Here is a 19,763-nt window from a genome sequence, read left to right on the forward strand (position 1 = left end):
GCCTGTTAGTGGTGAGGGAATTCGAGTTTTACCACCAGGCCTCCGTCAGGGTGATTGCCCAGCCCGAGTTCGCCACCATGGGCGCGCACGATATGGCGCGCAATGCCCAGCCCCAGGCCACTGCCGCCGGTGTGGCGGCTGCGCGATGGCTCCAGCCGCACGAAAGGCTCGAAGACCCTCTCGCACTGGGTCTCGGGAATTCCCGGTCCATGATCGCGAATCGTGATGGTTAGCGCCCGCTCGTCATCGGTCAGGGCCACATCGGCGCGGCGTCCATAGAAGACAGCATTTTCCAATAGATTGCATAGGCAACGCTTGAAGGCCAGCGGCTTGACCGCCAGCAGCGCCGCCTGCCCCTCGACATTCACCTCACCGTTGTGCAAGCGCAATTCATCTGCCAGGTCGTCCAGCACCCGGCGCGGGTCGATACGCTCGATATTCTCGTGCAGGTCCAACCCCTTGACCGAAGCCAGCGCCCCCTTGACCAGCAGATCCAACTCGTCCAGCGCCGCGCAGAAGCGCTCGCGCTGGCGCTCGTCGTCGAGCATTTCGGCACGCAGACGCATGCGCGTGATGGGGGTCTTGAGGTCGTGTGAGATCGCCGAGAACAGCCGTTCGCGCTCCTCCACTTGTTGACGGATGCGCTGCTGCATGCGGTTGAAGGCCTGGGTGGTATCGAGGGTCTCGCGGGGCCCCCGCTCCGGCAGCGGCGGCGTATCCAGGTCATCGCCGAGCTGCCGCGCCGCGCGTGCCAGGCGGGCCAGCGGGCGGGTGACGCTGCGAATCCCGAGCAGCGATAGCCCGATCACTGCCAGCAGCACGATCAGGGCGGCGAACAGGCGATCCTCGGACAACCAGCCATGTTCATTGAACAGATCCGGTACCGGCAGCAGGGTCGCTACGTAGAGCCAGGCGTCCGGTCCGAGCTCCAACTGCACCACCAGAATCGGTGGCTCCAGCGGATCCAGCAACAGGCTGTGCTGCCCCCAGCGCGGCGGCAGGTCGCGCAGCAACACCTCGTTGTTGAGCAGACGCAGATCCTCGGGGCGCGAGAATTCCACCAACGCATCGCGGACACCGAGCTCCGAAGCCAGCACCCGCTGGAAGTTGTCCACCACCAGTGTCTTGGCAGGGCCGTCACCGATATCGATGACCGGAATACGATGGTCGTTGATACTGACGAAGAAGCGTGTGCCGCCCATGTTGCGTAACTGATCGAGGACGATATGCCGGTATTCGTACGGCAGCGAGCGGAAGAAGCGCACCGTGGAGGCGACACTGAAAGCCACGTTGTTCGACAGCTCGTCGATCTGTTCCAACTGGCTGGAACGTGCCTGGGCGGTCCAGATGGCATAGCTGGAAAGCTGGGCGCCCAGCACACCGACGATCATGATCAGTACGAAACGACCGCGCAGCGTACGCGGCAGGTAACGCGCGAGACGCCGCCGCAAGCGACGCCAGGCCCCCACATCGTTCACTGCAAGGCTTCCACCTGGGTGGCCAGCACATAGCCGGCACCGCGCACGGTGCGAATCAACTGCGAATGCTGGGCATCCTCGCCGAGGCGCTGGCGCAGACGACACACATGCACGTCGATGGAGCGATCGAGCGGTGGCGCCGGGCGACCGCGGCTGAGGTCATACAGCGCTTCGCGCGACAGCACTTGCTCGGGGTGCTCGAGGAACACCTGCAGCAACTGGAAATCGGCCCCCGAAAGCGGGCTGCGCTCGCCATGGCGGTCGATCAGCTCACGCGTTACCCGGTCCAGCCGCCAATCGCCGAAGGCCACCAGGCGGGCGTGCTCCGGAGGTTCGTGAGTCCCGTTGCGGGTACGCCGCAGCACCGCCTTGATGCGCGCCAGCAGTTCACGAGGATTGAAAGGTTTGCCCAGGTAGTCGTCGGCCCCCAGTTCCAGGCCCAGAATGCGGTCGGTCTCGTCGGCGCTGGCGGTAAGCATGATGATCGGTATCTCGCTGGTGCGACGCACCTCGCGGCAGATGGTGAAGCCATCGTCGCCGGGCAGCATGATATCGACGATCAGCAGGTCGGGCGTTTCCCGAGCCAGCAGGTACCTCAATGCCTGGGCATCTTCGGCCACCAGGGCACGGTAGCCGTGGCGACCAAGATAGTCGCCCAGCAGTTCGCGGATTTCCGGGTCGTCGTCGACCACGATCAAGGTGGCGGGAGTCGTTGTCATGGTGGGCCAAGGCTGGCGAGCGACATCAGGCAGAACCGGCGATGTCGCATCGCGTATTGTTATCGTCTAGTTACCTGCCCCCGATAATGGGTGAAGCCCCGCATCGGGACAAGCCGTCTACGACCAAGGTGTTAGTACTACGACCTGCCGGCACCGGAATTGCGGGGAATCCAGCAACGATCGCTCCGACCGTCGTTCAAGTGCCAGTCCTTGCCGTGGCATCGACACGCACCTGGACGTAGGAACCCGGCGCATCCTCGATGGGTGGGAATCGCTCACCACCAGGCTCGCGGGCCGCGACCCGGCCTCCGCCGTGGCGCTTGAGCCAGTCGCGCCATTCCGGCCACCAGGAGCCCGGGTGATGGGTGGCCGAGGCCAGCCAGCGCTCGGGATCGCGAGGCAGGCGGCCATAAGACCAGTATCCATACTTCAGGGAGTCGGCTGGGTTGATGACGCCCGCGATATGGCCCGACCCTCCCAGCAGGAACCTGGGGCGGCTTCCCAGCAGGTGAGCGCCGCGGAAACTGGATTCCCAGGGCGCAATATGGTCCTTCTCGGTCGCCACGAAGAACGCCGGGGTGCGCACCTTGCCCAGATCAATGGCTTCACCTGCCAGGGAAATACCACCCGGTTCAGTGAGGCGATTTTCCAGGTACATGTTGCGCAGATAGAAGCTTTGCATGCGCTTCGGCATGCGGGTGGAGTCGGAATTCCAATAGAGCAGATCGAAGGCCTTGGGGTCGCGGCCAAGCAGATAGTTGTTGATCACGAAGCTCCAGATCAGATCGGCGGACTGCAGCAGATTGAAGGCGTTGGCCAGATGCGTGCCCTCCAGGTAGCCGCGCTGCTCCATGTGTTGCTCCATGTAGCGGATCTGCTCCTCGTCGATGAACACCTCCAGCGGTCCCACATCACTGAAGTCAAGGAGCGTGGTGAAGAAGGTGGCACTGCGCACCCGTTCATCGCCCCGGGCGGCCTGGTGCGCCAGGGTGCAGGCCAGCAGGGTACCGCCGATGCAGTAGCCGATGGTGTTGATCGACGCCTCGCCGGTGATCTCCGTAACGACGTCCATGGCCTTGAGGGTGCCCTCGGTGAGATAGTCGTCGAAGGCCACCTCGGCATAGCGTTCGTCCGGATTGACCCAGGAGATGACGAAGACGGTCATCCCCTGTTCGACGGCCCAGCGGATGAAGGAGCGCTGCGGGGTCAGGTCGAGGATGTAGAACTTGTTGATCCAGGGCGGGACGATCAGCAGCGGCCGGCGGTCGACCGCCTCGGTGGCCGGCGCATATTGGATGAGCTGCATCAGCTCGTTCTGGTAGACGACCTTGCCCGGGGTCACCGCTATGTTCTTGCCCAGCTCCAGCCCGGCCGAATCGCTCTGCTTGATGCGCAGCAACCCCTCGCCCCGCGCCAGGTCCTCCATCAGGTTGGCCAGGCCCTGCAGCAGGTTGGCACCGCCGGTGTGCACCGTGGCCTCGATCACCTCCGGATTGCTGGTGGCGAAGTTACTGGGGGCCAGGGCGTCCATCAGTTGGCGGGCGTAGAACTCGACCTTCACCCGCTCGTCGTGGTCCAGTTCCTCGGTGACCTCATGCACCCCCTTCAACCACTGCTCGGCAGTCAGCTGGTAGGCCTGGCGCAGCGCATCGAAGAAGAGGTTCTCCTCCCAACCCTTCCCCTTGAAGCGCCGGTCCCGCGGGTCGGGGGCGACAGCCGGTGATGGCGCCTCGCCAGACAGGCGCCGCGCGGTGTTCTGCCAGAGTGTCGTATAGCCCTGCCACAGCTGCTGCTGGACCTCCAGGGCACGTTGCGGATGGAGCAGGAACTGCTGGCCCAGGCTGGTGAGCGCCTTGGCCGCGACCGCCGGGTCGGGCAGGGTGAAGAAATCCCCACGCGTCTGACGCTCGAGCCAGCCCTGCCAGGCCCGGGACGACCCGGCCGACAATCGCTCAAGGGCCTCGGCATAGCGCCGTGCCAGCTCGTCGGGTTGATCGCCTGGCTTCGGTGACGAAGGTTTCGGGTCATTCATGGCTCACCCCTTTTCGGGCCCTTCAGCCAATAGCATCGTATGACCAGCGCTCACATATCAAGATCGAAGTGCCGGCACAGCATCCTCGCCACCGCCAACTCGTCATGGCGACCGATGCGCGTCGCCCGTGGTACCTGGCCCGGCAGGTCGGGATGGGCGTTGGCCATCACGAAGGCATGACCGGCGAGATTCAGCATTTCGGTATCGTTGAGGTTGTCGCCAAACGCCAGGCACTCTCGCGGCGTCAGCCCCAGGACGTCGAGCAGACGCTGCAGTGCCGTGCCCTTGTTGACGCCTTCGGCCATGACTTCCAGGGAATCGACCATCGAGTAGGTGACATGTAACCGCTCGCCATGGCGAATGCGCACCTCGGCCTCTAGCTTCGAGAGCAGTTCAGGGTCGCCGATATACAGCACCTTGCCGATCCCGTCGCCATTCAGGGCATCGAGATCCGTGACCCGGTAGCAGAAGCCGGTATGCGCATGCAGTTCGAGCAGTTCCGGCATGGGCGCGTCGATCAACCAGTCGTCGTCGCTATACAGGTTCAGGCGTATCTCATGTGGGCGCTCGAGGCCGATCAGTTCGCGCACCAGGATCTCGTCGAGATACCTGGCCGAGAGCAAGGTGTCGTCGGGGCCGTGCAGATAGGCGCCATTGGTGCTGATGATGTGCGCCTCCACACCCAGCTTGTCGCGAATGGCCAGGATATCCCGGTAGTGACGACCCGAAGCGATGGCCAGATGGTGCCCCTGGCCCGCGAGCGCCTGGAAGGTCTCGATGGTCAACGGATCCAGGTCATGGTCGGCGTTGAGCAGGGTGCGGTCGAGGTCGGTAACGATCAAGCGGGGCGTCATGCACGGTCCCTGTGGGTAGTCACTCAAGCTCTCAGCCTACCGCATCTTGGGCACATGACGACAGGGGGCGCCCGGGACGCCCCTTACCCTATCACTCTCCTCGCAGCCCGCTGGCCACAGCGGCGGCGCGTTCGCCGAGCAGCACGTGTACGACGCCCTCCTCGAGCCGCTGCACCCCGTGCGCTCCGAGCCGCTTCAAGGCGTCCTCGTCTAGACCGGTGGAGTCGGCCAAGCGTAACCGCAGTCGGGTCATGGCCACCACGGCGGCCTCGCGCACGTTGGCCTCGCCACCCAGCGCTCGCTGCCAATCGCCACGCGCCACAGTGTCGATCGGTTCGACGTCGCCAGTCTGCCTTTCGTTGGCCGCTTTGGGCGTGGAAAGCGTTGCGCCCCATGTTTTCAGGGCAGCACGAATCTCATCGGCGACACTATCGGCGATCGGCCCCAGGATCACTTGCAAACCACCACCTTGCAGGCGCAGCACACCGCGCGCCCCAAGACGCTTGAGAGCCGCCTCATCGATAGCTGAGACATCCTCGAGCACCAGGCGCAAGCGGGTGGTGCAAGCCCCAACGCTAGCCAGGTTGGCTGCACCGCCAAGCGCACCGACAAAGGCCGGACCACGTTCGCCAGCGGCTTCCGGTGCGGCCTGAGCGCCGGCGGTTTCAGGTTCGCGCCCAGGTGTCGGCAAGTCGAAGCGGGCAATGGCCCAACGGAATACGCTGTAATAGAGCGCGAAATAGGCCAGTCCCACCGGGATCATCAACCAGCCGTTGGTGGACAGCCCGTAGGAGAGCGCATAGTCGAAGGCCCCGGCGGAGAAGGTGAACCCCAGCTTGACGTCGAGCCAATGCATCAACGCCATCGATATCCCGGTCAGTATCGCGTGCAGACCGTACAGCAACGGGGCCAGGAACATGAAGGTGAACTCGATGGGTTCGGTCACCCCAGTTAGGAAGGCGGTCAGTGCCAACGACAGCAGTAAACCACCGACTTGGGCGCGGCGATCACGCGGGGCGGCATGGTACATGGCCAATGCCGCAGCCGGCAGACCGAACATCATCACCGGGAAGAAACCGGCCATGAAGCTGCCCGCCGAGGGGTCGCCGGCGAAGAAGCGGTTGAGATCGCCGTTGGCGACGGCACCCGAGGCCGCCTCGAAGCTGCCGAAGACGAACCATACCAGGCTGTTGAGCACATGGTGCAATCCGGTGACGATCAGCAGGCGGTTGAGTACGCCGTAGACGAACAACCCCAACTCGCCGGCATCGATCAGCCACTGCCCCAACGCATCGATGCCATGCTGGACGGAAGGCCAGAGCACGCCGAAGGCCATGCCCAGCAGCACCGCGGCGAGCCCCGTGGCGATGGGCACGAAGCGTCGCCCGCCGAAGAAGGCCAGATATTCGGGTAACTGGATGCCCTTGTAGCGGTTGTAGAGCAGCCCCGCCACGCTGCCGATGATGATTCCCGCCAGCACCCCCATGTCGATCTCGGGGTTCAGCGTCGTCAGCACCGCGTCCAGCACCAGATAGCCGATTACCCCGGCAAGCCCGGCGGCACCGTTACTGTCATCGGCGAAGCCCACTGCCAGGCCGATGGCGAAGATCAGCCCCAGGTTGGCGAAGATTGCATCGCCGGCGCTGGCGATGAAGGCGATATCCAGCAGGTCCGGCTGGCCGAGGCGCAACAGCAAACCGGCCACCGGCAACACGGCGATAGGCAGCATCAGGGAACGGCCGAGCTTCTGCAGCCCGGCCATGATCCGGGAACCGATGGCAGTGGTCATGATGAGATCCTCTCGGGAGTTGTTGTTGTCTCGAATTGAACGCGTTCATACCAATCCGTCAGGCGCTGGCGCACCGCCTCGCCATCCTCCAGCATCAGCCAGGCGGGTAGTTCGTCGGCCAGGGCCCGGGCATCGAGCTGGCGTAGCGCCGCCTTCACCGCCGGCACCCGTGCCGGTTCGACGGAGAGTTCATCGACGCCGAGCGTCACCAGCAATGCCAGGGCCTGGGGGTCACCAGCAGCGGCCCCGCATACGCCCACCGGACACTTGCCGGCAGCACCATTCACGGTGGCCTGGATCAGCCGCAACACGCCGGGGTGCAAAACATCGGCACGTGCCGCCAGCCCGGGATCCTCGCGGTCCATGGCCAGGGCATACTGGGTCAGGTCGTTGGTGCCAATAGACAGGAAGTCAGCTTCCTCGGCGAGGCTGGCGGCACACAACGCAGCAGTCGGCACCTCGATCATGGCGCCAAGCCTAGGCATGGCAGAAAGTCCCAGTTCCTCGGCAAGCCCTTGCAAGCGACGCCGCACCCAGCGCAGTTCGCCGACATCGCTGACCATCGGCACCATGATACGCAGGGCTTCCAGTGGTTCGACCTGGAGCAGGGCTCGCAGTTGGGTATCCAGTAATTCGGGATGGCGCTGCCACAGACGCACGCCGCGTACGCCCAGGGCCGGATTGGGCGTCTCGGGCAATCTCAAATAGGGCAGCTGCTTGTCGGCACCGATATCCAGGGTACGAATGATCACCGGCTTGCCGCCTAGCGCCTCGACCGCGGCCTGGTATTCACGCTGCTGATCGTCCTCGTCGGGGGCGCTGTGGCGCTCGAGAAACAGGAATTCGCTGCGCATCAAGCCAATGCCGTCGGCGCCCTGTTCGGCTGCCAGCCGGGCCTCGGCAGCCGAACCTATGTTGGCGCAGACTTCGATGACGCGCCCATCCAGCGTTGTGGCCGGCGCCTGGGCGGCTTCACGGGCCTCAAGAGCACGTTTGACGCGATCACGGATACCGGCTTCGACCTCGGCCAGGCGTGTGGCGTCGGGGGCGGGCTCCAGAAATCCCCGTTCGGCATCGAGTACAGCCCGATCACCATGCGTATCGAGCACTCTTTCGCCCATGGCCACCAGACAGGGAATGCCTCGGGCACGAGCCAGGATCGCCACATGCGAGGTGGTGCCTCCTCCTGCCAGGCAGATTCCCGCTGGTCGCTCGGAAGCGACCCTGACCAGTTCGGAAGGCGTCAGGTCGCGGGCAAGCAGGATCGCTCCATCGGGCAGATCGACTTCCTGTTCCACGTCATCGGAAAGCTCGGCCATCACTTGCCGCTGTAGGTCGCGCAGGTCGGCGACCCTCCCCGCCAGCAAGACATTGCCGCTGGCCATCAGGCGTTCGGCTTCATCATCGAGCGCTTCGCGCCAGGCCTGCCCGGCGCTGCGTCCTGCCCGCAGGCGCGATTCGGCGGCGGCAAACAGGTCGGGATCCTCGAGCCAGGCCTGATGGGCGGCGAAGATCTCGGCCTCGGCGACCTGCCCCGACTGCTCGGCACGCCGCAGCGACGCCTGCAGGGACTCGCCAACTTGGGTCAGTGCCTGGCGCAAACGTGAGCGCTCGGTGGCCTCGCCTTCACCATCGACGGGCACCCGGGGCAACGGCAGGGTGTAAGGGACCAAGGGGCCCAGTGCCAGTCCGGGGCTTGCCACCAACCCGGGAAGCTGCCCCTCGGCGGCTGCCGGCAAATCGGGCGTGGACGCGCCTTGAGCGTGCTCGTCCTTTTCCGGCGTGGTCAGCAGCGCCTCGGCCTCATCCAACGCCATTGCGGCATGCTCGCCGCGTGCCGTGAGTGTCAGCCGGCTCTGTGCGACGAGCCCCAGGTTCATCAGCGCACTCAAGCTTTGGGCATCGGCCGAGCCCTGCTCGACCGTGACCTCGAGCGCTACCGCATGGCGTCGAGCGATGGTGCGCAGGCGGGCCGCCGGCCTGGCGTGCAGCCCGGCGGCCAAGGCCAGGGTAAGCTCGCGGCTCAGCACCGGCCCCTCCGCTCGTGCGCCCTCGGTGCCCCCCGTCTCAACGGCTTCCAGCGTCAATAGTGGTTCGCCGCGACGGATTTGCGTGCCACTGGCAGGCGAATGCGTCGACAGGAGACGCCATCCCGACGAGTCGGTAACGATCACGGGGGTGATTAGCGAAGTCGCTTCGCGCGCCAGGCGGTCGACATCGAAGTGGCACAGCGGGTCTCCGGCCCGAACGCGACTGCCAACTTCGACGCAAAGCTCAATGCCCTGACCATCGAGGTTAACGGTATCCAGACCCAGGTGCAGCAACAGTTCCAGACCACTCTCGGTGCGCAGGGTCACGGCGTGACGTGTGCGGGCACACTGTATGACCTCGGCATCACAGGGAGAACAGAGCGTGCTGCCCAAGGGGTCCAGGGCAATGCCCTCACCCAGCGTGCCCTCGGCGAATACCGGGTCGGGCACCTCGGCAAGCGGGACGATGACACCGTCGACCGGCGCCATCAATGTCAAGGAAGGGGTGGTCATGATGGACTCCACGAATTGTTATTGTGGCCTCTAAGGGACTCGAGATTCAGAGGGTGCGAGTTACCTTGCGCAGATGGCGTGGCCGATCCGGGTCGCTGCCTCGCGCCTCGGCCAGGCCAGAGACCATCACGTAGAAGCTCTGGATCGTCGATAGCGGTTGCAGATCCTCGTGACCGGTATCGGTCAGTGTCAGGTGACGCTCGGCCACGCTGGCATCGGCGGCCAGCAGAACCCGGGCCCCGACCTCCTTCAGCCAGGCGGCGAGTTCCAGCAAACCCGCCTGCTCGGGCCCCGTTGGGGCAAAGACCAACACGGGGTAGTTCGGCCCGATTAGCGCCATGGGGCCGTGACGCACCTCGGCCCCACTGAACGGTTCGGCCTGGATGCCGCAGGTTTCCTTGAACTTGAGCGCCGCCTCCTGGGCAATGGCCAGGCCGGCACCGCGCCCGACCACCATCAGGCGATCGACCTCGGCCAGGGCCTCGATCGCCGTCGACCAGTCCTGACGGGTGGCGTCCGATAGCCGCTCCGGCAGGCCAGCAAGCGCTTCCTGCAAGCGCAGATCCTGATTCCATAGCGCCAGCAACTGAGTACTGGCCGATAGCGTCGCCAGGTAGCTCTTGGTCGCGGCCACGCTTTTTTCCTCGCCAGCAAACAGTGGCACCTCGATATCACTGACCGCGGCCAACGGCGATTCGGGAGTGTTCACCAACGCCAGCGTGCGAGCGCCTCCGGCGGCCAATGCCTGCTGGGTAGCGACCAAGTCAGGACTCTGGCCGGACTGGGAAATCGCCACCGCCAACTGGCCCTGCAATTGCCAGGGCGCCCGGGCCAGTGTGGTCAGCGACGGCGGCAACGAGGCCACCGGGATGCCACGACTCTTCATACACAGGTAGGCAAAGTAGCTGGCGGCATGGTCCGAACTACCGCGCGCCACGGTGACCGCGCCGCGCGGGTTGGTCAGCCGCAAGTGCTCGCCGAGTTCGGCAAGCATGGGCCGGTTGCGCTCCAGTTGCCCCCGTATGCGCTCCGGGGCATTTCGCGCTTCATCGAGCATCAGTGACATGATGATCTCCTTCGATACGCCGCCCCTCCACGTAGACGGCCTGCAGGTTCAGGTCGGTATCCAGCACCACCACATCGGCGAAGGCGCCGGGAACCAGGCGCCCACGATCGGTGAGCCCCAGGAAGTCGGCCGGGTAGCGCGACAGGCGCCGCGAGGCTTCATCCAGCGACAGTCCAATGCTCACCAGATTGCGCAGCGCCTGATCCATGGTCAGGGTACTGCCGGCGAGCGTGCCATCGGCCAGGCGCACGCCGCCCAGGCACTTGGTCACCGTCTGCTCGCCAAGGCGGTAGTCCCCGTCAGGCATACCGGCCGCGGCGGTGGAGTCGGTGACAGCATAAAGGTGGGGAATGCAACGCAGCGCAGCGCGAATGGCACCGGGATGGACGTGTAGTAGATCGGGAATCAACTCGGCGTAGTCGGCATGCGCCAGGGCGGCGCCGACCATACCCGGCTTGCGGTGGTGAAGTCCGGTCATGGCGTTGAACAGATGCGTAAAACCGCAGGCCCCATGTTCGAGGGCCGCAACGCCCTCCTCATAGCTGCCCAGGGTATGACCGAGTTGCACGCGCACCCCACGCCCCGTGAGATGGCGAATCAGCTCCAAGTGTCCGGACAGCTCGGGTGCCAAGGTCATCAGACGAATCGGCGCCAGTCTGAGCAGTTCATCGATCTCCCCGATCATGCCTGGGCGGGCATGAGCTGGCTGGGCACCGAGCTTTCCGGGATTGATATAGGGACCTTCCAGATGCACACCCAACACTCGCGCGGCATCGGCAGGTGGCGCCTGCATATAGGTGTCGATTGCATCCAGGACACGACGGATCTCGGCGTCCGGCGCCGTCATGGTGGTGGCCAGCAAGCCAGTGGTGCCGAAACGGGCATGGGTACGTGCCAGCGTCTCCAGCGCCTGGCCGCCTTCCATGGTATCGGCACCGCCACCGCCGTGAACGTGCAGGTCGATGAACCCCGGCAGGATCCGCAGGTGGTCGTTGGCATCGGGATCGCACAGCTCACCATCGAGGCGAGTAATGCACCCGTTCTGCCAGCTCAGTTCGCCGAGCCGCCAGCCGTCTAGTGTGAGGATATTTCCGTAGAGCATCTATCCCTCCCAAGGTTTTGTCCGAAAAGGCGCCGAGCGATGGCCAGACAAGGCAAAAATCAGCGAAACAGCGGAGTTTACGTGTGGGGTAAATGAGCATGTTGAGCTGATTTTTAACGCCGTATGGGCGAGCGCAGGCAGTTTTCGGATAAAACCTAGCGGACCAGTTCGACCATAAAATCGTAATAATCGGTGCGGCAGTAGGTGACCGTGAGCTCCGCCGGCTTACCGTCGGCCAGGTAGCCCAGGCGAGTGATCTTGAGCAGTGCTTGGCCCTCGGGCACTTCAGCCAACCGCGCCAGTTCGGCATTGGCGTTGACTGCGGTGACATGCTGCAAGGCTCTGGCGATCGGCCGACCAGCCGCTTCCAGCGTGGCGTACAACGAGGTCTCTACCGCTTCGGGCTCCGGCAACACCGTCTGGGGCAGACAACTTTCCTCCACCGCCATGACCACCTCATCGGCCAGGCGCAGGCGCTTGAGCCGTGCCACCCCGGTGTCGGCTCCCAGCCCCAGGCGCATGCTTTCCTCCGCCGTGGGCGTACCGAGAGAACGCGCCAGCCACTGCGAACGTGGCGTGTGACCGCGCTGGGACAGCATCTCAGTAAAGCTGACCAGACGCGTCAGGGATTGGTTGAGGCGCGGAGCGATGAAGGTACCGGAACCGCGGGTGCGTCGGATCAGCCCCATCTCGGCCAGCCGATCGAGTGCCTTGCGCGCGGTGATGCGTGACACCTCGAGGGAATCGGCCAGCGTGCGTTCGGAAGGCAATGCCTCTCCAGCCCCCCAGGCGCCGGCTTCAATGGCCTGTTCCAGGCGTTGGGCAAGCTGGTGGTACAACGGTGTGGGCAAGTCAGGGTCGAGATGTAGCTTCTGAAAACGGGGATCCATGATCGTTTCCCTTGGAGTCGAGACAATACCAATATAGACCTTTAACAATACCAATTGAATACCACATGACTTGTACCTTGGTCGAATCTCTTCTCCAAGGTCATGCCAAACTGTCAGCATGGGCGACGAAGTTTCATACCACCGCGAGGAGGTGACGATGAAAACCCTAGTGATCGGTGCCAACGGCAAGATCGGCCGCCAGTTCTGCGAACTCGCCGCGCATGGTGGCATGGCGATCCGTGCCATGATCCGCGACCCCGACCAGCAGCCCTGGTTTCGAGAACGGGGTATCGAGACAGTGCTCGGAGATCTCGAAGGGGATATGCGGCAGGCCTTCAATGGCTGTGGACAGGTCATATTCACCGCCGGCTCAGGGCCGCATACCGGCCCCGACAAGACCCTGTTGATCGACCTGTACGGTGCCATTCGCGCGGTCGACCGCGCCGAGGAGTTGGGTCTGGAGCGTTTCATCATGGTCAGCGCACTGCGCGCCAGCGACCCACTGGCGGCGCCTGAAAAGCTGCGCCCCTACCTGGCCGCCAAGTTCGCCGCCGATGCCTATCTCCGCTGCGCCAGGATTCCGCATGTGATTCTCAAGCCGGGACGGCTGACCGACGAGCCGGCCACGCGGCTGGTGACCACCGCCGCAGGTCATGCCGAGAAACTGGAAGTATCGCGCGGCAATGTCGCCCATGCGTTGGTCTATCTGGCCCAGGCGCGGACGCTCAAGAACCGCGAGTTCGATCTGCTGGATGGGGAGTCGAGCATTGCCATGGCGTTGTTGTGATTGGCGTGGCCGGCCTGAATCCGTATAGTGGCCCTCTGTCCTCCCGCCAAGCAAAAGTGTCCGATGCTGCAGAACAACGCGCTGCTTGCCCAGCTCAAGCAACAGATCCGCGAAACCACGCCCCGTGTCCAGGGCGTGATCAAGGCCACCGACAAGGGCTTCGGTTTCCTCGAGACCGACAGCGGCGAATCCTACTTCGTGCCACCACCCGCCATGAAGCAGGTGCTGCACGGCGACCGTGTCGAAGCCATCCTCAAGGAAGAAGGCGACAAGAAGAGCGTAGAACCGGATACCCTAGTGGAGCCGGGACTGGAACGCTTCATCGCCCGCGTTCAGAAACGCGATGGCCGACTGGCCGTTATCCCCGACCACCCGTCGATCAAGAATGCGCTCAAGGCGCGCGTCAAGCGCAGCCTCGACGAAGAGAGCATCGGCGACGGTGATTGGGTCGTGGCACGTCTGGTGCGTCATCCGCTCAAACCCGATGACCGCGCCTTCTTCACCCAGATCGACGAGTTGGTGGCCAAGAACGACGATCCAGCCGTGCCATGGCGCGTGACCCTGGCCCGCCATGCCCTGGAACAAGCGTCTCCGGAAGCCGGCAACGACTGGCCACTGCGCGACGAAGGCCTCCAACGCGAGGACCTCACCGCCGAGCCGTTCTTTACTATCGACAGCGAGAAGACCCGCGACATGGACGACGCCCTGCGCGTCGAGGCGCGCCCCGAAGGCGGCTGGCGCCTGACGGTGGCCATCGCCGATCCTACTGCCTATGTCGAGGAGAACCACGCTGCCGACCTCGAGGCCCGCACCCGCGCTTTCACCGTTTACCTGCCGGGTCAGAATGTCACCATGCTGCCCGAAGTGCTGGCCGACGACCTGTGTTCGCTGTGGGAAGGACAGGAGCGCCCCGTGCTGGCCTGCTCGCTCGATGTTGCTGCCGATGGCAGCCTGGGCGACTATCGCTTCTTCGCCGCAACCATGAGTTCCAAGGCGCGCTTGATCTACGACCAGGTCTCCGACTGGCTGGAAGACCAGGGCGACTGGGCCCCGGCGGATGAGATCGGCGAACAGCTCAACGCCCTACGGGATCTCACCGAAGCGCGCGCAGCCTGGCGTGCCGAACATGCGCTGGTGTTCAAGGACCGTCCCGACTACGTGTTCGACCTTGACGAGGCCGGCAACGTGCTGGATATCCGTAGCGAGGAGCGGCGCATCGCCAATCGCATGATCGAAGAGTCGATGATCGCTGCCAATGCCTGTTGCGCCGATCTACTCGCCGACAAGGTCGGTCATGGCATATTCAACGTGCATCGCGCCTTCGAGCCGGAGAAGGCCGACGCCGCCCACGAGTTCCTCACCAGCCAGCAGATCGAGGTCGAACGCGAGGCACTGCTCGAACTGCCGCGCTATCGCGAACTCAAGCGTGCCCTGGAGAGCCGCGAGGACGCCTGGCTGGATGCCCGTCTGCGCCGCTTCCAAGGCTTCACCAGCATGTCCGCCCAGCCTGGCCCCCACTTCGGCCTTGGCCTTTCCGCCTATGCCACCTGGACCTCGCCGATCCGCAAGTATGGCGACATGGTCAACCACCGTCTGATCAAGCGCGTCCTGACAGGGGAAAGCGCACCGGCCAAGGCCAGTGCCGCGCTGACCGAGCAGCTCACCGAGCGCCGTCGCCTCAACCGCATGGCCGAGCGTGACGTCAAGGACTGGTTGTACGTGCGCTTTCTGACCGAGGCCGCCAAACAGCAGCAGGAGTTCGACGCCGAGATCGTCGATATCCGCCGCGGCGGCATGCGCGTGCGCCTGACCGCTAACGGCGCCACCGCCTTCGTGCCGGCCCCACTGCTGCACAGTGACCGCGACAAGGTGGCGATCGACGACAAGGAGGGACGAGTGCAGATCGAGGGACAGGAACGTTTCAAGCTCGGCGACATCATCCGAGTGGTGCTCACCGAAGCCCGCGAGGAAACCCGTTCGCTGGTGGCGCGTCCCGCTGCCTGACGGTTAGTTTCCGATCCAAAGTACATAAACGGCGGCCCGCGTGGCCGCCGTTTCTTTATCATGTCGTCAAACTGTCGCATTACGCCGTTACCTTGACGCCGGAATACAGCGCGTCAGGGAGACGGCCTTGCATATCGCCGACATCACCATGTTTCACGCCCCCACTAGCGGCGGCGTCAGAACCTACCTGCAAGCCAAGCATCGCCATTTTGCCCAGTTGAGGGACATCGACGCCAGCTTGCTGATTCCCGGCAGCGAGCGCCTAAGCCTGGGGTCGCTGCAAACCCTGCCTGCCCCGCATTTACCATTGGGAAAGGGCTATCGATTTCCCCTGCGCCGCCGCCCTTGGCACGATGCCCTGGTCGAGCTACAACCCGATGTGATCGAAGCCGGCGATCCCTATGTCACCGCCTGGGCAGCCTTGGAGGCCGGCCAGATGCTGGGGGTGCCGGTAGTCGGCTTCTACCATTCCGACCTGCCACGCCTGATGGGAGACCGTTTCGGGGCGTTCGTTTCGCGACGGCTGCAACGCTACGTGGTCGATCTCTACCAGCGCTTCGACAGTGTTCTGGCTCCCTGCCTCTCAATGGCCGAAAGACTTCAAGCATGGGGAGTGGACGATGTTCGCGTCCAGCCTCTTGGTGTCGACGTGGATATGTTCCATCCTCGGCGTCGCGCTCCCGAGCTACGAGCCCGACTGGGCATACGGGACTCGCAACGCCTCTTGGTCTTCGCCGGACGCAATTCCCGGGAGAAAAATATCGAGGTCCTGTTCGCCGTGGCACGCCTGCTCGGTCCACGTTATCACCTGCTGGTCATGGGGCCAGGCATGCCAGCCGCGCCCCTCGACAACGTCACCGTGATCGACCGCTGCTGCGCCCCCAATGAAGTGGCTCGGGCCTTGGCCAGTGCCGACGCCATGATACATGCCGGTACCCGCGAAACATTCGGCCTGGTCGCCCTTGAGGCCATGGCCAGCGGCCTGCCGGTGGTAGCGGCACGGGCAGGTGCCCTGGCGGAGAACGTTCCCCTCGGTTGCGGCATCCTTTGCGAGCCTCACTCTCCCAAGGCCATGGCCTGCACAGTGGAAGAGCTGTTCCTCAACGATGCCGCTGCCATGGGACGACACGCTCGCCGACATGTCGAACGCCACTTCAGTTGGCAACGAGTCATTGCCCCCCTGCTGGACCATTACCGAGACCTAATCGGCGACCCATCCAGGGGTGGGCAGCACCAGTATGGATGAGTGGGGGCATTACCTTCAGCCGGGGACACTTGACCTTCTTGCCCCATGAGCTTACTGCGCAGCCGCTACACCATTCTCCTGGTCATTGCATTGACCGCGACACTCCTGGTCCCACTGGCGCTGGGAGGAACCGGCCTACTTGCAACTCTAGCGACCTTTCCAGGTAGCCAACTGGTCTACATGCTGGGCTTGATCCTGGTGTGCTGGAATCTCAATGCGTTACGGCTACGACTACTGCTGGCCGGACGGGCTGGGCATCTCGGCCAACGTCGTGCCGTGGCGATGGTGATGGCCACCGAGTTCGCAATCTGCGCCACACCGGGGGGTAGCGGTGGTCCCGTGACGCTACTGGCGCTGTTGGCCCGCCGTGGCTTGCGACCGGCACACGCCTCGGCAGTGTTCATGGTCGATCAACTCAGCGATCTCTTGTTCTTTCTTATCGCGCTGCTCGGTGTCATCGCCCATGCCACGCTCTCGACGCTGGAGTGGCGACACGAGGGTCTGGTGGGGCTAGCGATGCTGGCGCTGTTGACCCTGCTGCTAGCATCCTGGTGGCTGATAAGCCACCTGCCCGTCTTGCTACGCATCGGCAATGCCTGCCTGGCGCACCTGGGCATTCCGCCCCATCGCCGCCGCGGGCTTGGTCGACGTATATTGCATTTCCGTCACGCGTTGCAAGTGACCTTGCAGCTGCCACACACCACCCTGACAGCAATCTTCACCCTCTGTGCCATGCACTGGCTACTGCGTTACAGCGTGTTGTATCTCGCCATACGAGGCCTTGGCACTCCACTGGATTGGAGTTGGACGTTCATGGTGCAAATGTTGTCCATGGCGGCCGGTCAACTCAGTCTGCTGCCCGGCGGAGCCGGGGGTGCCGAACTAACGTCCAGCGCGCTGTTGATTCCCATGATCGGCCAACAGCAGGCGACTGCCGCCGTGGTGATCTGGCGCTTCGTCACTTATCACTTCTACCTGTTGGCCGGTGCTCCAGTATTTCTGGCCTTGGCCAGGCGGGTCCTGTGGAGAACCGCTTGACACGATCGCACAATGCCCCCATCGTCCACCTCGCCATGACGATGGCTTTATGGCATCTTAGACTGAGATAACTAGTCAATGAATGGTTAACGGCCTACTACCAAGCCGTTCACCGTATCGTAGCGGGGATTCTTCATCATGGCTGCACGCTGGGGGCTGCGAGGCAAGTCGGTCGCGACCTTGCTGCTGGCCTGTATTCTGTCATTGATCCCCGCCGCTATCATCGGTTGGAAGGCCATCGACGACATTCGTCGACATTTCGCCAACGCCTACGCCGAAAACTATACCCTGCTGCACATGCAGAAGATCCTGGCCCCGGTATCTCGGGAACTGGCCCTATCACAGCGTTTCGCCGATTCCGTTGTGACCCGGGAGTGGCTCGAGAACGAATCGGACCCCGCCACGAAGACCCGCTTCACCGAGGAAGCAGAAGGCTATCGTCGCGCTTTCGCCGACCATTCGTATTTCGTCATCGACCATGACAGTGGCAATTACTATTTCAGCGACGATGAGCGACCCAATCTGGAAGCGCCTAGCTATCGACTCGCCTCCAATGACCCGGACGATGCCTGGTATTTCCAGACCACGCGCAGCGACGAACCCTACAACCTGAATGTCAATGTCGATCGCAAGCTGGGCGTCACCAAGGTGTGGTTCAACGTCGTGGTCCAAGGCGATCATGGCCCTCTGGGGCTCGCTGGCACCGGACTCGACCTGAGCGAATTTCTCGATGAACTCATCCGCGACGAGGCTCCGGGATTGACGCCAATGATCGTCGATCGTCACGGCGCCCTGCAAGCTCATCCTTCCTTGGAACGCATCGCCTTCAGCTCCGGTGCCAGCGATGGCGACGTCGATGAACGGCAGACCGTCCAGGCTCTACTGAGCAATGCCGAAGAGCAGGAGCGTCTGGTCGAAGCCATGCAAGCTTCACGACAGTCACCCGAACACGTCCAGACACTATGGGCGACGCTTGATCAACGCGAGCGCTTGCTTTCGGTCGGCTACATTCCCGAACTCGACTGGCACCTGATCACCGCACTCGACCTCAGCGTCGCCCCGATCCTCGAACGTCGTTGGTTATGGCCACTACTCATCGCCCTGACCTTGGTCCTGGGTATCCTTCTGATGGCTTTCGCTTATGCCACCAACAAGCTGATTCTCTCCCCACTGAATCGCCTGAAACTCTCGGCGCAGGCAATTGCCGATGGCCGTTACGACTCACATCTTCCTACCTCCCGCGACGACGAGATCGGCGAGCTGTCACAGGCCTTCTCGAGCATGGCAGGTCAGGTTCAACGCCATACCCAAGAGTTGGAATCCAAGGTGCGCGAGCGCACTCGGGCCTTGGAGCAGGCGAATGCCGAAATGGCAGCGGCGTACAAACAGATCGACGATTCCCTGCAGTACGCCAGTATCATCCAGCGTGCCATCTTGCCCGACCAACAGCTTGAGCTGCATCTCGAGCACCACTATGGGGTACTGTGGAAGCCACGCGACACGGTGGGCGGCGATTTCTACATCTTTCGTGCCCACAGCAAAGGCTACCTGCTGGGCGTGGTCGATTGTGCCGGCCATGGCGTGCCAGGCTCGCTGATGACCATGCTGGCGCGCGCGATCATCGACCATGCCATTCTGCGAATCGGCACTGCGGATCCCGCCGCCATCCTCAATGAAACCGATCGCCAGTGCCGCGATATGCTGCGCCCCGATCAATTGCCTGCCTCGATCGCCACCAACATGGACATCGGCCTGGTATGGGTGGACCTCGAAGCGCGACAACTGACCTTCGCCGGCGCCAAGATCGGTCTCTACGCTACCGATGGCAACGACTTGGAACGGCTACCGGGCCAGAAGCGAGCATTGGGCCATAAACGCCGCACCGACTACCGCAACCAGAGCGTTCCATTGCGCCTGGACTGGACTTATTCCCTGTGCACCGACGGCTTCCTCGACCAAGCGGGGGGTGACGCGGGGTTCGGTTTCGGCAACGGCCGTTTCGAAGCTATCCTGAAGTCCAACGCCCACCTCCCTCTGGACAAACAGATGAGCGCCTTCGAAGCCGAATTGCTTGCCTATCAGGGAGATCTGCCACAACGCGATGACATCACCGTTCTCGGCTTTCGATTCACTCGGGACAGTTGCACGCCGGAACATGGCGGGCATCAGGCGCCGCTGACCGATACCCAAGTTCTGCCAGGCAAACCGCAATAGG

At 63.5% G+C, this 19,763-nt stretch carries 14 protein-coding genes; 5 read left to right on the top strand and 9 right to left on the bottom strand.

What is annotated here, in order from left to right:
* Positions 1–5: 5 nt before the first annotated feature.
* The 9 genes from IE093_RS09395 to IE093_RS09435 form a co-directional block, all read right to left on the bottom strand.
* Positions 6–1,391 (bottom strand): ATP-binding protein, encoded by a 1,386-nt coding sequence (locus IE093_RS09395; RefSeq protein ID WP_189468732.1) that lies wholly within the window; start codon positions 1,389–1,391, stop codon positions 6–8.
* 83 nt (positions 1,392–1,474) lie between these two features.
* The gene (locus tag IE093_RS09400) at positions 1,475–2,197 is read right to left on the bottom strand and encodes a response regulator (RefSeq protein WP_189468486.1); all 723 of its coding nucleotides are present in this window, start codon (positions 2,195–2,197) and stop codon (positions 1,475–1,477) included.
* A 196-nt stretch (positions 2,198–2,393) separates the two neighbouring features.
* Positions 2,394–4,229, bottom strand: coding sequence for a PHA/PHB synthase family protein (locus IE093_RS09405; protein WP_189468488.1), 1,836 nt, complete (start codon positions 4,227–4,229; stop codon positions 2,394–2,396).
* Between the two features lie 50 nt (positions 4,230–4,279).
* Positions 4,280–5,083 (bottom strand): Cof-type HAD-IIB family hydrolase, encoded by an 804-nt coding sequence (locus tag IE093_RS09410; RefSeq protein WP_189468490.1) that lies wholly within the window; start codon positions 5,081–5,083, stop codon positions 4,280–4,282.
* A gap of 91 nt (positions 5,084–5,174) precedes the next feature.
* Entirely contained in the window at positions 5,175–6,872 is a 1,698-nt protein-coding gene (gene nagE, locus IE093_RS09415) for an N-acetylglucosamine-specific PTS transporter subunit IIBC (protein ID WP_189468492.1), read from the bottom strand.
* Complete coding sequence (ptsP, locus tag IE093_RS09420) at positions 6,869–9,415, bottom strand: phosphoenolpyruvate--protein phosphotransferase (protein WP_189468494.1); 2,547 nt, start codon at positions 9,413–9,415, stop codon at positions 6,869–6,871. Before ptsP ends, nagE begins: the two co-directional genes overlap by 4 nt.
* Positions 9,416–9,461: 46 nt before the next feature.
* Complete coding sequence (locus IE093_RS09425; RefSeq protein ID WP_229803436.1) at positions 9,462–10,481, bottom strand: SIS domain-containing protein; 1,020 nt, start codon at positions 10,479–10,481, stop codon at positions 9,462–9,464.
* A complete protein-coding gene (gene nagA, locus IE093_RS09430) occupies positions 10,462–11,583 on the bottom strand; it encodes an N-acetylglucosamine-6-phosphate deacetylase (protein ID WP_189468496.1) in 1,122 nt (373 codons plus the stop codon). Before nagA ends, IE093_RS09425 begins: the two co-directional genes overlap by 20 nt.
* 155 nt (positions 11,584–11,738) lie before the next feature.
* Positions 11,739–12,473: a GntR family transcriptional regulator gene (locus tag IE093_RS09435; RefSeq protein ID WP_189468498.1), complete on the bottom strand. Its 735-nt coding sequence runs from the start codon at positions 12,471–12,473 to the stop codon at positions 11,739–11,741.
* Positions 12,474–12,630: 157 nt separating this feature from the next.
* On the opposite strand from IE093_RS09435, the gene IE093_RS09440 reads away from it, so the two are divergent.
* From IE093_RS09440 to siaA, 5 genes are all read left to right on the top strand, one after another.
* On the top strand, positions 12,631–13,260 hold the full coding sequence (locus IE093_RS09440) for an SDR family oxidoreductase (RefSeq protein ID WP_189468499.1): 630 nt from the start codon (positions 12,631–12,633) through the stop codon (positions 13,258–13,260).
* A 63-nt stretch (positions 13,261–13,323) separates the two neighbouring features.
* Positions 13,324–15,264, top strand: a complete 1,941-nt coding sequence (locus IE093_RS09445) for an exoribonuclease II (protein ID WP_189468501.1) — start codon at positions 13,324–13,326, stop codon at positions 15,262–15,264.
* A gap of 127 nt (positions 15,265–15,391) precedes the next feature.
* On the top strand, positions 15,392–16,510 hold the full coding sequence (locus tag IE093_RS09450; RefSeq protein WP_189468503.1) for an N-acetylglucosaminyl phosphatidylglycerol synthase: 1,119 nt from the start codon (positions 15,392–15,394) through the stop codon (positions 16,508–16,510).
* Positions 16,511–16,555: 45 nt separating this feature from the next.
* The gene (locus IE093_RS09455; RefSeq protein ID WP_189468505.1) at positions 16,556–17,548 is read left to right on the top strand and encodes a glucosaminyl phosphatidylglycerol flippase; all 993 of its coding nucleotides are present in this window, start codon (positions 16,556–16,558) and stop codon (positions 17,546–17,548) included.
* A 138-nt stretch (positions 17,549–17,686) separates the two neighbouring features.
* Positions 17,687–19,762, top strand: coding sequence for a biofilm regulation protein phosphatase SiaA (gene siaA / locus IE093_RS09460; RefSeq protein ID WP_189468506.1), 2,076 nt, complete (start codon positions 17,687–17,689; stop codon positions 19,760–19,762).
* The last annotated feature ends 1 nt before the right edge of the window (position 19,763 follow it).

Source organism: Litchfieldella qijiaojingensis, from assembly GCF_014651875.1.
Classification (GTDB): Bacteria; Pseudomonadota; Gammaproteobacteria; order Pseudomonadales; family Halomonadaceae; genus Litchfieldella; species Litchfieldella qijiaojingensis.